Origin of the sequence: Colwellia sp. BRX10-9 (assembly GCF_014077405.1) — a bacterium.
Classification (GTDB): Bacteria; Pseudomonadota; Gammaproteobacteria; order Enterobacterales; family Alteromonadaceae; genus Colwellia_A.
This window is the reverse complement of sequence record NZ_JACGVV010000033.1, coordinates 33,145-46,807: the sequence shown is the minus strand read 5'-3', so window position 1 is coordinate 46,807 and position 13,663 is coordinate 33,145. Positions and strand designations below refer to the sequence as shown.

At 36.6% G+C, this 13,663-nt stretch carries 14 protein-coding genes; 6 read left to right on the top strand and 8 right to left on the bottom strand.

Annotated features, from left to right (window positions below; translation table 11 throughout):
* The 3 genes from H4J69_RS16280 to H4J69_RS16270 form a co-directional block, all read right to left on the bottom strand.
* On the bottom strand, positions 1–431 hold a 431-nt coding region (locus H4J69_RS16280; RefSeq protein WP_182251986.1), incomplete at its 3' end, for a hypothetical protein.
* Positions 432–685: 254 nt separating this feature from the next.
* Positions 686–1,159 (bottom strand): hypothetical protein, encoded by a 474-nt coding sequence (locus H4J69_RS16275; protein WP_182217106.1) that lies wholly within the window; start codon positions 1,157–1,159, stop codon positions 686–688.
* A gap of 35 nt (positions 1,160–1,194) precedes the next feature.
* The gene (locus H4J69_RS16270) at positions 1,195–1,872 is read right to left on the bottom strand and encodes a 2OG-Fe(II) oxygenase (protein ID WP_220466055.1); all 678 of its coding nucleotides are present in this window, start codon (positions 1,870–1,872) and stop codon (positions 1,195–1,197) included.
* Positions 1,873–2,156: 284 nt separating this feature from the next.
* On the opposite strand from H4J69_RS16270, the gene H4J69_RS16265 reads away from it, so the two are divergent.
* Positions 2,157–3,392 (top strand): HD domain-containing phosphohydrolase, encoded by a 1,236-nt coding sequence (locus H4J69_RS16265; protein ID WP_182221903.1) that lies wholly within the window; start codon positions 2,157–2,159, stop codon positions 3,390–3,392.
* Positions 3,393–3,448: 56 nt separating this feature from the next.
* Here the strand turns inward: H4J69_RS16265 and H4J69_RS16260 are convergent, their stop codons facing one another.
* The 3 genes from H4J69_RS16260 to H4J69_RS16250 form a co-directional block, all read right to left on the bottom strand.
* Positions 3,449–3,976, bottom strand: coding sequence for a DUF3750 domain-containing protein (locus H4J69_RS16260; protein ID WP_182217101.1), 528 nt, complete (start codon positions 3,974–3,976; stop codon positions 3,449–3,451).
* Positions 3,977–4,178: 202 nt separating this feature from the next.
* Positions 4,179–4,448 carry a hypothetical protein gene (locus H4J69_RS16255; protein WP_070376896.1) on the bottom strand — a complete coding sequence of 90 codons (270 nt, stop codon included), beginning with the start codon at positions 4,446–4,448 and terminating at the stop codon, positions 4,179–4,181.
* Positions 4,449–4,935: 487 nt separating this feature from the next.
* The gene (locus tag H4J69_RS16250) at positions 4,936–6,732 is read right to left on the bottom strand and encodes an acyl-CoA dehydrogenase C-terminal domain-containing protein (protein ID WP_070376895.1); all 1,797 of its coding nucleotides are present in this window, start codon (positions 6,730–6,732) and stop codon (positions 4,936–4,938) included.
* Between the two features lie 463 nt (positions 6,733–7,195).
* Here H4J69_RS16250 and H4J69_RS16245 point away from each other — a divergent pair, with 463 nt between their 5' ends.
* From H4J69_RS16245 to H4J69_RS16225, 5 genes are all read left to right on the top strand, one after another.
* A complete protein-coding gene (locus H4J69_RS16245) occupies positions 7,196–7,858 on the top strand; it encodes a nitroreductase (protein ID WP_182217099.1) in 663 nt (220 codons plus the stop codon).
* A 477-nt stretch (positions 7,859–8,335) separates the two neighbouring features.
* Entirely contained in the window at positions 8,336–8,944 is a 609-nt protein-coding gene (locus H4J69_RS16240; protein WP_182217097.1) for a glutathione S-transferase family protein, read from the top strand.
* A 39-nt stretch (positions 8,945–8,983) separates the two neighbouring features.
* Positions 8,984–9,676, top strand: coding sequence for a crotonase/enoyl-CoA hydratase family protein (locus H4J69_RS16235; protein WP_182217095.1), 693 nt, complete (start codon positions 8,984–8,986; stop codon positions 9,674–9,676).
* A gap of 79 nt (positions 9,677–9,755) precedes the next feature.
* Positions 9,756–10,649, top strand: a complete 894-nt coding sequence (locus H4J69_RS16230) for an alpha/beta hydrolase (protein WP_182221901.1) — start codon at positions 9,756–9,758, stop codon at positions 10,647–10,649.
* 91 nt (positions 10,650–10,740) lie between these two features.
* Complete coding sequence (locus H4J69_RS16225) at positions 10,741–11,526, top strand: alpha/beta fold hydrolase (protein ID WP_182217092.1); 786 nt, start codon at positions 10,741–10,743, stop codon at positions 11,524–11,526.
* A 109-nt stretch (positions 11,527–11,635) separates the two neighbouring features.
* On the opposite strand, the gene H4J69_RS16220 is transcribed toward H4J69_RS16225, so the two are convergent.
* Together H4J69_RS16220 and H4J69_RS16215 are read right to left on the bottom strand one after the other, a co-directional pair.
* Positions 11,636–12,808, bottom strand: coding sequence for a VWA domain-containing protein (locus H4J69_RS16220; protein ID WP_182221900.1), 1,173 nt, complete (start codon positions 12,806–12,808; stop codon positions 11,636–11,638).
* 5 nt (positions 12,809–12,813) lie between these two features.
* Entirely contained in the window at positions 12,814–13,647 is an 834-nt protein-coding gene (locus tag H4J69_RS16215; protein WP_182217088.1) for a MoxR family ATPase, read from the bottom strand.
* Positions 13,648–13,663 lie beyond the last annotated feature (16 nt).

Here is a 13,663-nt window from a genome sequence, read left to right as displayed (position 1 = left end):
TTTTCATTTTCATTTTCGTTTTCGTTTTCATTTTCGTTTTCAATATTATATTTGCTGACACCTTTATCTTTATTAGCCGCTCTCTTTTGAGCGTCTTCATAAACTTCATAGTAAAGTGCTGTTGTATAAAGATTTTGATATTCAACAAGTTTTTCATTGAATAGCTTTTTACCCGCTATATCCAAATAATGATTAACTTTATTGTGTGTAACTATTTGACAATCAGCAAAGATCAGCCGTAAATCTATTGGTTTATTAGCTTGTTGGGCAAGTTTTTTGATTTCATTTTTAACAGCAAGGTGTTGACCAGAGTTTTCATCAGGTAGAAGTTTTTTAACTAAATATTCCAATCTATCATTGCTGGCATAGGGGACCAAACTTAAGATTTGTTTTTCAAACTTTTGTAAGTGAGGACTGATGACACTGCTCATTAATCGTGGTACCTCGTATTTTGAAGCTAAACACATTGGAAGGTATTCAATTCATAAACCATTAACGTTGATGGTTTAATCCTAGTGCATATTCATAAATAAGACTAAATAAATGTTGCCATGTTGGTTAGTTGTTTTATTGGTCTGTCGTTATCGGCACAACCGCCATTATACTTTAGACTTTATTAACTGCCTATGTGGATATAATCAACAGGCATGATAGGGAGCGCGCATTTATTGCTTGCTCCTTTTCGCTAGAGGTCGATAGTTCTAATTAAAAAATAAGTAGGCCAAATTTCGCGTACCTGATACTCCCACTCAGTATCCACTTTGCCATTAGGTGATTGTAAAAACCAATACCTCGCCCATTTACTGACAACTTTACCTGACTTACTTAATTTTAATGGCGAAAACCGACGCTGGTATCGGTTGCCATCATACTCAACAATTGCGTTATTTCTTGCTCTTTTATGTAAGCTATCTAATGCCGTACTAATGAGTTCGACCTTTGATAAGGCCAATATACCTTGTTCTTTTAAACAAGCTAATATCGCCGCTTTTTTTATACTTACCTGCATGTAATCATCTATATGAGGAGTATAAACCATGCCCGTTAGACCATAAATAGCGGCTCGCTCTCTATCAGCAAGTGCTTTTAATGGGATAATTAGCTGATTAATTTCATCTAATTCACTGATGACATGCAATTTTATAGGTAATTTAGACAATGCCTACGCTCTTATAAATACTCATTGATTTCTCATTAATTTGGCGGATCTATATTATTGTCAATGCTGTTGTTTAAGCGGAACCACCCTGCTATTGAGAATCTATCGCGCTTAGCAGGTAATACTTCATGCGGAAACTCTTCGCTTAAAAAAACAACTATCGTACCAAAGCTGGGCAATACTTTAATTTTACTGTAATCAACGACAGCGGAGGCTGGTATTTTTTTATCATAAATCACTAACTCGCCTCCATCATCAGCGGACCAATGCTGATTAAGGTAGACAACAACAGATAGCACCCGATTACCCTCACCTTTAAAAGCATCTTTGTGCTTCTTATAAAAGTCGCCTTTGGCATAATGAGCAAAATGACTTTCAAAAGAAAATAATCCGAGAAACAACCGGCGATTAAGATAAGCTTGCAGTGACTCGGCCCACGTTATCCAAGCACAACTGGCTTGGTTGTTACTGGTTATCCAGCTTATTTCATCTGTCCGTATAAAATCATTAATCATATGATCTTTGGCACGACCTATTCCAGCACGTTTGAATTTTTCAGTAGGTAACTCAATAATATGATTTAATAACAGATGGGTTAATTCTTCAGGCAGAGCATAAGGACGAATACTATAGCCCTTTTCAACAATATCATTGGATATTGACTCGAACAGTGATGAGTCACCACCAGAGTAAGTTATTTGAGCTAGGTTCAACTACATCCTATCTTAGGAAGTAAAACTAACATTTTCTTGATAATCTAATAAAATAATGAATGGTCTATATTAGCACTTTGAATATATTAGTGTGAGCATTCGTTTTAATAAATGATTTAAACTTTTGTCGACAGTAGATGTTATTAGTTAGAAAGTGAAAACGTTACAGGCGGATAGCGTAAGGTCAAATCAGATAAAATAGTAAGACACTTTGCTAATAGCTAAAATCATTCCTACAGTTAACGCATAGAACTGCCAGTAGACAGTTAATTCAAGGAACGAATGTGCAAGTAACTAATCAACTTATTAAAGAAACATCCAAACAGTTTTCGACTCATATTTTAAATTCAGGAATGGAATGCGGCATCAGTCAAGATATTACCGACCCACAAGGAAAAAGAGTTTTTTTAAAAGCAGGTACTGAAATTACGGAAAAAATCCGTTTAAAATTAACTAACTTACAACAAGAGGGGATCATTGGCCATGAAGATGTAATTTCTCTTACAGAAGATACCAGTAATGAAGATATATTAGCGCCGATCCTAGACTTAGCTAAAACAAATCCTGTAATAAATAACTTTCAGCTAAATGAAACACTGGTAACCATTGGCGACTTTATAAAAGGCGGCTCAATTCCAAAGAAAATTATTGATCACCTCAGTATATTTTCACACCTCAACCCCTCTGCATACCAAAATACTTTAATCAATTTGGTATTTGGCACCCATATCGGTAAAGCAAACAACTATTCTCCAACCGAATTAACGGAACTTATCTCTGTTTTGTTCTTTGAAAATATTGGTTACGCAAGACTTAACAATACCATGAAAGATGCAAAGTTAGTTCACCCTATCTTGAGTAAAGAAATAGTGAGACTTGCGGGCTTAGAGAGTAAGTTAGTCTTAGAATCGATAGAACAACATGAAGAGAAATTGGATGGCTCTGGTTATCCAAAAAAGTTAACACAAATTCATGAGTACGCTCAAATCTCACAAATAGCGAATCAATATTCTCAGATCACTAGAAAAAGTAAAAATATTAACACGGCCATCGGAGAACTCTATTTATTAGCCGAAGGATTTGACTTTAGGACCAGTCAAAAAATGCAGGCTATTTATTCTTATCACTTACAAAAGCCCCTATTAGCAATAATGCAAGAAAGTATACAAACAGATACCCATCGACAAGCCTACGGAAACCATTTATACGACCAATTATCAAAAGTCATTAAATGGACAAATACCTTAAATACTAACAACCCAGAAATGAATTTTATTCAAGCTAAACTTAGGAGCACATTATGGGTGTCAGAATCATCACAGCAGCCATTCCAAATAAAAAGAGAAGAGCTTAAAGATAATCAAGTTTGTAAAATGTTTACCAATGACGCTCGAAGATTAGTACTGCAAATTTCACAGTTTGCCAATTATTTCAATCAGATACTCCATTACCCGATTAAAATTGATAATATATCAACCAATAAAGAATATTTTTTAAAGTTAATCAATCCAATAATTTAACTTGCTTAACAATGACTTAATATCGATTCTCGCTGAATTCTTTGGTTAAATAGCAGTTAGTTTGCATACCCACTGCCAATAGCAGTAAATGGCAGCTCAAGTTCGAGCTCAGGGACTTGTAAACCTATCCAGGCGACAAAAGTATTACTATTAGGGCCTGGGAAGATACTATATTCATTCACCCAAGGATAGCGGGCAATTGCGGCCTTAATCTTAGGAATTAGTTTAACCGCTTTATCACCTTTAATAGAAAGTAATAATACCGGCTTTGAGCCATACCAATACCTATCTGGTGTTAATGTTTGGTACTGTCTTATTGCTGATAACCCTTGATTTACTTGCCAACCAGTAACTTCATAAACACTATACTCTGCTGCTTTTTCTTCTTTGATTGCAAGCCAAGGGTGAACAGCAAACCAACCACGCCAACTAAAAGCATCTGCGGCATAAAACTCTACAACAGCCCTACTATCGTCATTGGGTAACGTTGCAATACCAGCAGGCTCTCTGCTCGCGGTTCGCCAGTTGTTATGGGTACAAGCACTCAGTAGGAGTACAATGCAGATAATCGTCCAAAATCTCATATGCGCTATTATTACACCGGTTTAAGCCTAGATTATATTGCTTAGGCTGGGTTTGATAAATTTAACCTATATTCTTATTGGCAATAAAATCCCTATTACTTTAAAATCAGAATACACTTCTTTTTTCAAATAAAACCAATCTGTTGGCCCAATTAGAACCATAGAATAAGTTTCAGATGAATATTTACGCTACTTTAAAGCTTCACTTAAGCTGAGCTTTTTTCTTTGATAGTGTAAAATTTGCATAAAAAGTTGTCACTACACCCGCGACAAGAGAAAGCATCGCTAAGCCAAATAATGCGTTATCTTGAGATTCAAAGGCTAATAGATATACCCCCAACACAACACAGAATAAACCAACATAAATAAAGACCTGAGGGTGTGAAATAATTAGACCCGTAGATTCGGTGTTTTTCCCTTTATGGGATTTAGTATGTGATGAAGCTTTTCGTTTATGTTTATTTGTTGGCATCGCCAATTCCTTAATCTTTATAACAATATGTTATCGGTACATCTCAACGATGCCCTCATTGTAACTAGTAATTAATTTATACTAATATTAGATAAGATCAAATAATTATCTCTAGCTGGAAATGGCTAAATACCATTAAGATGATATAAAACAAAAATAATTAAAACACATCATAAATATTCAGCAATAATGTATACCGTCAAGTCAACTTGAATGACGAAGCCTAGCACCCCAACTTATTTGTGCAGCCAAGTACTTAAATTAACTCTCGTTAATTGCCTAAGCAGTCATTTGGCGAGGCGCCATTCGTAAATGGGTTATTTTACGTTACTGTAAAATAAAAAATGCCTAATATTAAGATTTAAATCTCAATATTAGGCTTGAGTTAACAGACCGTTATAAATATCTTAGCCGTGTAAAGAGGGTAGATATTTATCTGTTTACCAATAATTAATTTTCAAAAATTATTGGTAAAGCTAGTGCTAAATTAAAATGCAAAGTCTTCACTGGCTAGAGCCATCATCGAGTCTACACCACCTTCAATACAAGCTGCATGTCCTTGAGCTCTAGGAAGTATACGATGAAAGTAAAATGCTGCTGTTTTAATTTTAGCTTGATAAAACGCTTCATCTTCACCAGCGTCTTTTAGTTTACTTTGCGCTACAGAGGCCATTTTTGCCCAGAAGTAGCCTAATGTTACATAACCGGCAAACATCAAGTAATCAACCGAAGCACCACCAATCTCATCCGCGTTCTTCATGGCCTTTTGACCAATATCACCCGTGATCATTTGCCACTGTTTAGCGTATGAGTTTAGCGTACTAACATATTCACTCATGGCTGGATTATCGGCATTGTCTTTCGAAAAAATAGCGATATCTGTCATAAACGGCTTCAAAATTTGACCTTTACTGCCCAAAATTTTACGGGCTAATAAATCTAACGCTTGAATACCCGTTGTGCCTTCATAAATACAACTAATTTTAGTGTCACGCAGAAGCTGTTCCATGCCCCATTCTTTTATAAAACCATGTCCACCAAAAACTTGAACACCATGACTTGTACATTCGAAACCTAACTCTGTTAAAAATGCTTTTGCAATAGGTGTTAGTAAGGCTAATTTGTTTTCTGCATCGGCTTTAACATCAGCGTCATCTGATGCGTGGGTTATATCAACTAATTGCGACAAATAGCCAATTAGTGCTCTACCACCCTCAGAAATAGACTTTTGCGTAAGTAGCATACGACGAACATCAGGATGCACAATAATAGGATCAGCTGGTCCATCTGGATTTTTTACGCCGCTGATAGAACGCATTTGCAAACGATCTTTTGCATAAGCTAATGAACCTTGAAATGCCGCTTCAGCTGCTGCAGAACCTTCCATTGCTACACCTAAACGAGCAGCATTCATAAAAGTAAACATGCAGTGTAGGCCACGGTTCTCCTGTCCAATTAAAAACCCTTTAGCGCTATCAAAGTTGATAACACAAGTGGCGTTAGCATTGATACCCATTTTATGTTCAATTGAACCACAACTCACAGCATTTCGGTCTGCTTTTGTGCCATCATCATTGACATTAAACTTAGGAACAATAAACAAAGAGATACCTTTACTACCTTCAGGAGCACCTGGTAGGCGTGCGATAACAATATGTACAATATTCTCTGATAAGTCATGCTCTCCGGCTGAGATAAATATCTTTGTGCCGGTAATCGCATAGCTACCATCATCGTTTAATATAGCTTTGGTTCGCAACATGCCAAGATCAGTACCACAATGTGATTCAGTTAAACACATAGTGCCTGTCCAGCTACCTTCAACTAATTTAGGCATATACTGTTGTTTTTGTTCACTGGTGCCATGAGCTTCAATTGTTGCTTGTGCCCCATGACTTAGACCAGGATACATAGCAAAACTATGATTAGCAGACGACATCATTTCACTAATAGACGCATTAAGAGAATAAGGTAATCCTTGCCCACCAAACTCTTCACTCTGAGATAATGTTGGCCAGCCACCCTCAACGTATTGTTGATAAGCATCTTTAAAACCATCTGGCGTAGTTACTACACCGTCTGTCCACGTACAACCTTGCTCGTCACCGATTTGATTTAAGGGTGCAATAACTTGTTCAGTAAACTTGGCTGCTTCTGAGATAATAGCGTCAACCATATCTTCACTAGCATCATCGTAACCTAATTGTTTATAGTGTTTGTCGCAGTCTAATAATTCTTGCATTACAAACTTAATATCACGAACTGGGGCTTTATATTCAGGCATTCTATTGACTCCAAAAATTTATTATTAACCGTTGACTTCACTATTCAACATTGCTTTAACCAAGTGGTCATACCACTGATATTATCGATATGAGATAAATTAGTCAAATGAATTTAATTTATCCCTAACTATTCAGTATCCATATAATAAAAGTTAATGCGCTTCTGACATACCCAGTGAAAATAGCCACTTACTATATGATTTTAGAATAGAGCGTGATAATAATTATTCATTGGTTTTATTAATATAACCGCTCTACCATCAGAAAATGCGCTTTAATCTCTGTTAACCTTATTACAGTGGCTATTTATACCCTCTTGTAACAAGTATAGATCACTTTTTTAAGCGATTTATATTGGTTAATAGTGGATTAAACGTTACCACAAATTTAATCGCACAAAGCTAAGTCTCATCTATAATTACCCTTAATATGAGACTATTTTAAAATTATAAAGGAGTCTCAATGTCTTTAACCACCCTCTTAGAAAAGCGTAATTCAGTGCGTGCTTATTTGGAAACACCCGTCGAACAAGCATTATTAGAAGCTATTTTTACACAAGCACAACGCGCCCCTTCAAATTGCAACGTACAACCTTGGCAAACTTGCGTGGTGTCTGGCGCTAAAAAAGAATCCCTTAAAAATGATTTACTCTCAGCAGTTATGAGTGGCAAACCACCAAACCCAGACTTTAACTGGCTACCTAAATACGAGGGTATCCATAGAGATCGCCAATTTGGTTCAGCTAATGCACTTTACAGTGCTATTGGTGTTACTCGCGAAGACAAACTGGGTCGTCAAAAAGCGATGATCCGAAATTGGAGTTTTTTTGATGCTCCCCATGTAGTATTTTTTACTATGGATAAATATCTCGATATTATGGGTGCGGTTGATTTGGGTATTTATGCGCAAACTCTTTCGCTAATTATGGCTGAGCACGGTATATCAAATTGTATGCAAGGGGCATTGGGGCAGTTCCCAGATCCAATCAAAAAATCCTTAAACTTACCAGAGCAAAGAGGTATTTTGTTTGGTATGTCATTTGGTTACGCTGATATAAATGCGCCGATAAATAAAACTCTTACTGATCGCGAAGATATTACCAATGCGGTTAGCTTCTTTAAATAAAGACTCACAATAACAATTAATGAGTCGTTATTAGCAATCATGTTTTGTTCAAGACAATGTTGAATAATCATATTGAAAACTAATACAAAATATTTACCCAGCAGATAATAAAGAATACTGAGAGTCGGCATGGATATTACTGAATTAGTTACATTTATAAGACAAAAGGTGTACCTATTGGTATATTTTAAATTATGATGGGCATGGGACTAACCTTTTCCATTGGTCTAATTAATCCTTGACTGTTATTACCTATTATTGGCTCTAGTTTGACACATTTTATGTTATTAACGCTTGAATATACCGTCGATATTCTGCTTAGGTTGTTACGTTCAAATATCATTTAACACAAAAAAGCCTTAACTCAATATATGGTAAGCTAACGTACCTATAAAAAAGGTAAAAATTTAACCTTACTACCAAGCGACGCCTATTCATTAAGTTGATAACAATGAATTTTAAGGAAAAAATGTAAACATGATTACTGTACATCATCTTAACAAATCACGTTCTAAACGTGTTATCTGGTTGTTAGAAGAGCTTAATATGCCTTATAACATTGTTAAACATCAACGTGACCCACTCACAAATTTAGCGCCTGAAAGTTTAAAATTAATTCATCCGCTAGCAAAAGCACCTATTATCGTAGATGGTGAGGTTACTTTGTGTGAGTCTGGCGCGGTTATGGAATATATTCTTAACCATGCAACAGCAAGTAATTTAAGGCCAAGCATTGATTCTAATGAATATTACCATTATTTAGAGTGGTTACACTTCGCAGAAGGGTCCTTAAGTTTACCTGTGATAACGACCTTGCTGATGTCAATGGAAACTCGTGAAGGCACTCAGCCTCTTGACGGTTATATTGCTAAAGAAAATCATCTCGATTTCTCATATATCGAAAATACTTTAACCGTAAGACGTTATTTTGCTGGTGATTCTTTTAGTGCTGCTGATATTATGATGGCAGTGATACTCGAAATTGCAGAAAGTATTGGTTTGTTAGAAAGCAAAGACAAAACTAAAGACTATCTCGTCAATATCAGAAAAAGACCCGCATATCAAAAAGCGGCTCAATTTGGCTAACAGCCAGTGATATCAATTTTAACAACTATAGGAAAGAACATGGAATTAATAGATTTTGAACTCAATGAAAACATTGCAACGATCACCTTAAAAAATGGCAAGGTTAACGCTATTTCTCATCAAGTAATAACAGAAATAAACAGCGCTTTAGATCAAGCAGAAGCAGCAAAAGCGGCCGTTATTTTAACAAGTCAACCGGGAATATTTTCAGGTGGCTATGATTTAAAAACGATGAAAGAAAGTTCTGACTCTGCCGTATCGCTAGTGACAGCAGGCTCAACGCTTACTCGCCGTATGTTATCTTTCCCCTTTCCTATTGTTGGCGCCTGTACCGGCCATGCAATTGCCAAAGGCGCATTTTTATTACTCAGTTGCGATTATCGTATCGGCACTCTAGGTTCATTTAAAATTGGACTCAATGAAGTGGCTATTGGTATGACCATGCATCAAGCTGGCCTTGAACTCGCTAGAAACCGAGTACCGATTAACTATTTAACGCGTTCGGTAATAAACGCTGAATTGTTTGATCCAGAAACAGCTGTATTAGCTGGATTTCTTGACACATTAGTTGAACCCGACCAATTAATGGCAACGGCAAAAGCTGCAGCTACCCAATTGTTAACCCTAAATATGACAGCACACCATGGCACTAAACTAAGAGAAAGAAAAGACATACTAACGGCATTAGATGCGGCGATAGCAATAGATTCAACGATGACCTTGAGCCTATAGTAAATCTACCATGACTCACTAAAGTATGATCTTAGCGCTACACAACAAGATCGCTAACAGTATATTAGGCCGTTAACTTATGATAAAAAAATTCACCCTGTTTTCTGTTTTATTATTTCTGTGTGTTTACTTTAGTGGTGCATGGTATTTTTCTTCAAAAATATTAATACTGCCAATTACTGAGTGTACACAAGCCCGTTTTGTCTTTTGTGGAGAGCCAAGTGAACAAGGCCTCAGTTTTGAAGAAGTTGTTTTTAACACAGATGATGGGCTAACACTGCCGGCTTGGTATATGCCTGCAGATAATGACACCCATAAAGCGATATTATTAGTACATGGTAGAACAGCAAACCGAACCGAAGGTATGCGCTACGCCAAGGCTATTGTTGCTGCCGGTTATAATGTTTTAGCTATTGATCTGCGTCATCCTCGCCAAGACCCTGCTATTATTTCAACCATGGGCTATCACGAGAAGAAAGACGTCACAGCTGCTTTAAATTATTTAGTTGATAAGAAAAATATTAGCTCGATTGGTGTGATGGGATTTTCTATGGGCGCAGCAACTAGCATCATAGTTATGGCAAAAGACTCTCGTATAAAAGCGGGCGTCTTTAGTGGTAGCTATGCTAATTCGATGGACGTACTCGCTGAACAGGCAAAAGTACTCTACGGTCTTCCTCGTTATCCATTAATGCCAATGGTAGCCAAATTTTTTGCTTGGCGCGGCGATTTAGAAATTGATGAAATTAATCCCGAGAAGTACATCGCGAACATCTCGCCTCGACCTGTTTACATTATGCATGGCACAGCCGATAAAACCGTAGACTTTAAACACGGACAACGTTTATTTAGTGCCGCCAATGAGCCGAAGCAATTTTGGCAAGCTGAAGGTGGCGAGCACACTAAACTATGGCAACTCAACCCTGAAAAGGCTGAAAATAGTGTCGTTGATTTTTTTAATCGCTACCTTTAAAAGCTCTTCAGTTTAGTCTTAACCCTTTAATAATAAATTCAAGGGTAATAATCTTTTATATAATTTTTATCATAGGTGTTTATAAACGTATATGTCAAAACCTGTAATCAACTTTGTCCATGCCAATGGTTTTCCAGCAGGAAGTTACCGTACTTTTCTGTCATTGTTTTCAAACGATTATTCAACCATTGCTTTAGAACAATATGGTCACGATGATTGTTACCCCATTCATAATAATTGGCAATTTTTGGTCAATGAGCTGGTTAACTTCATTAAAAAGCAAGACCAAAAGGTCATTTGTGTTGGCCATTCTTTTGGTGGTGTCATTTCTTTTATGGCCGCTTGTCAGCATCCTGAACTTTTTCGTGGTGTCGTCATGTTAGACCCTCCAGTATTTTCTGGGCCATTATCTTGGTTTTTGAAACTCGCTAAAAAAACACCTTTTATTGATAAAATATCTCCAGCGGGTCGAGCTAAAAACAGGCAGAAACATTGGCCGTCTGAAACACAATTAGTTAATAATTTTGCTCAAAAGAAACTTTTTAAAAACTTTGATGCTCGTTGTTTACAAGATTACGTAGACAGTGCCGTGACATTAAAAAATAAAAGATGGGAGTTAATGTTTTCACCTGACGTTGAAGCCGATATATTTAGACACCTACCTTGCAATTTAACAACATATAAAAATAAACTGACGGTGCCATCTGCATTGATTTATGGTGATAAAACAGACGTATTGCCGGTAAGTTACTTTAATCGATTTGCTAAAATGAATAACATACCACTGACTAAATTAGCTAATGGCGGACATATGTTTCCGCTTGAACAACCAGAAGCAACCGCGTCTATAATTACTAACATTATAAAAGATTGGTAAGTAATGTAATAAAAGAGAAGCTGCTATAAAACGGCTTTTATTAGCCCTTCATTCATTACAGACAGGTAAAGCTGCAACCGTCCTTGGTTTTAATTTACTAGTGGGATATTTAGCTGAGCGCTTTTATCGCTCGACCTATGCCATCGACCGTTAAAGGGTACATTCTATCCGTTATTAACTGCCTAATAATTGAGATTGAGTGATGATAATCCCAATGAGTCTCTGGCTGTGGGTTTAACCAAGCGACCTTATTAAAATGACCAAGAATTTTGTGCATATGAAAGGTACCTGGTTTTTCATTCCAGTGTTCAACACTGCCGCCAGGTGCTGTTACTTCATAAGGCCCCATAGTGGCATCACCGACAAATATAACTTTGTAGTCCGAACCAAATGTTCTAATAATTTCTTCTAAATCAATAGTATCAGTACGGCGTCGGCTATTGTCTTTCCATAATCTTTCGTAAACACAATTATGAAAATAGAAAAATTCAAGGTGTTTAAACTCGGTATGTGCCGCTGAAAAAAGTTCTTCACACGTATGTATGTAATCGTCCATAGAACCGCCGATATCAAAAAACATCAATACTTTTACCGCATTATGACGTTCAGGCTCCATATGTACATCAAGCATACCGCCATTTTTCGCCGTTGAGGTAATAGTGGTGTTAATATCAAGCTTTTCACTAGCACCGGTACGGGCAAATTTTCTGAGTTTTTTTAGCGCTAACTTTATATTTCTAGTGCCTAATTCTCTGTCTTGATCAAAGTTTTTAAATTCTCGTTTATCCCACACTTTAACCGCACTATTATTACGATTTTTATCTTGCCCTACCCTAATACCTTCGGGGTTATAACCATAAGCGCCAAAAGGAGATGTTCCACCAGTACCCACCCATTTATTGCCGCCAGCATGGCGTTTCTTTTGTTCTTCAAGGCGTTCTTTCAACGCTTTCATTAGCTCGTCTAAACCACCTAATGCCTTTAACTTGTCTTTTTCTTCTTGGCTTAGGTGTTTTTCAAATTCTTTTCTTAGCCAATCCTCAGGTAATATTTTATCAAATATATCAATTGCTTGGATACCTTCAAAATATTCAGCAAATGCACTATCGAATTTATCATAATGAATTTCATCTTTAACCATAACAATTTTAGCTAGGTGATAAAACTCTTCCACATTAGCAAAAACAACCCCCTTTTTTAATAGCGCAATTAAGTCTAATAACTCACGCAAACTACAAGGAACTTTATGTTTTCTTAACGTTATAAATAAATCTATAAACACAACAACTACCTGTTTCTGCGACTAATAAAGGCGAGTTTTTCAAGTAGTGAGACATCTTGTTCATTTTTTAATAACGCACCAAATAAAGGAATAATACCGGACTGCTTATCGATTAACACCTCTTGAGCAACATCGTCTGCAACCAGTAGTTTCAACCAATCGATTAACTCTGATGTTGAAGGCTTTTTCTTAATACCTTGTAAGTCTCTCAGTTCAAAAAACACTTCTAAGGTATGCGCTAATAACTCTTTTTTTACATCAGGGTGGTGAACAGCAATAATCTGCTCCATTTCTATTTTTGTTGGAAACTTGATGTAATGAAAGAAACAACGACGTAAGAATGCATCGGGTAGCTCTTTTTCATTATTAGACGTTATAATAATGATTGGACGTTGTTTTGCTTTAATAACTTGTTGCGTTTCATAAACATAGAACTCCATCTTATCAAGCTCTTGCAGTAAATCATTAGGGAACTCTATATCGGCTTTATCTATTTCATCAATTAATAATATCGGACGTTGCTCTTCTTCAAACGCCTGCCAAAGTTTACCTTTAACGATGTAGTTAGCAATATCATGCACACGTTCGTCGCCTAGCTGGCTATCTCGTAATCTTGATACGGCATCGTATTCGTATAAGCCTTGTTGCGCTTTAGTTGTTGATTTAATATGCCATTGATATAGCTTACAATTAAGTGACTTTGCTAATTCTTCAGCTAATTGCGTTTTACCTGTTCCTGGCTCACCTTTAATCAACAGTGGCTTTTCTAGGGTGATCGCTGCGTTTACCGCTAAGCGAAGTTCGTCTGATGCAATATAACTCTCTGTACTGTTAAACATGTTTTTACCTATTTTA

What these genes read in the sequence shown, in the direction of transcription:
- H4J69_RS16215 (WP_182217088.1), bottom strand. Translation starts at nt 13,647, where the DNA reads ATGTTTAACAGTACAGAGAGTTATATTGCATCAGACGAACTTCGCTTA.
- H4J69_RS16255 (WP_070376896.1), bottom strand. Translation starts at nt 4,448, where the DNA reads ATGCCAACAAATAAACATAAACGAAAAGCTTCATCACATACTAAATCC.
- H4J69_RS16240 (WP_182217097.1), top strand. Translation starts at nt 8,336, where the DNA reads ATGATTACTGTACATCATCTTAACAAATCACGTTCTAAACGTGTTATC.
- H4J69_RS16235 (WP_182217095.1), top strand. Translation starts at nt 8,984, where the DNA reads ATGGAATTAATAGATTTTGAACTCAATGAAAACATTGCAACGATCACC.
- H4J69_RS16250 (WP_070376895.1), bottom strand. Translation starts at nt 6,732, where the DNA reads ATGCCTGAATATAAAGCCCCAGTTCGTGATATTAAGTTTGTAATGCAA.
- H4J69_RS16225 (WP_182217092.1), top strand. Translation starts at nt 10,741, where the DNA reads ATGTCAAAACCTGTAATCAACTTTGTCCATGCCAATGGTTTTCCAGCA.
- H4J69_RS16230 (WP_182221901.1), top strand. Translation starts at nt 9,756, where the DNA reads ATGATAAAAAAATTCACCCTGTTTTCTGTTTTATTATTTCTGTGTGTT.
- H4J69_RS16245 (WP_182217099.1), top strand. Translation starts at nt 7,196, where the DNA reads ATGTCTTTAACCACCCTCTTAGAAAAGCGTAATTCAGTGCGTGCTTAT.
- H4J69_RS16260 (WP_182217101.1), bottom strand. Translation starts at nt 3,976, where the DNA reads ATGAGATTTTGGACGATTATCTGCATTGTACTCCTACTGAGTGCTTGT.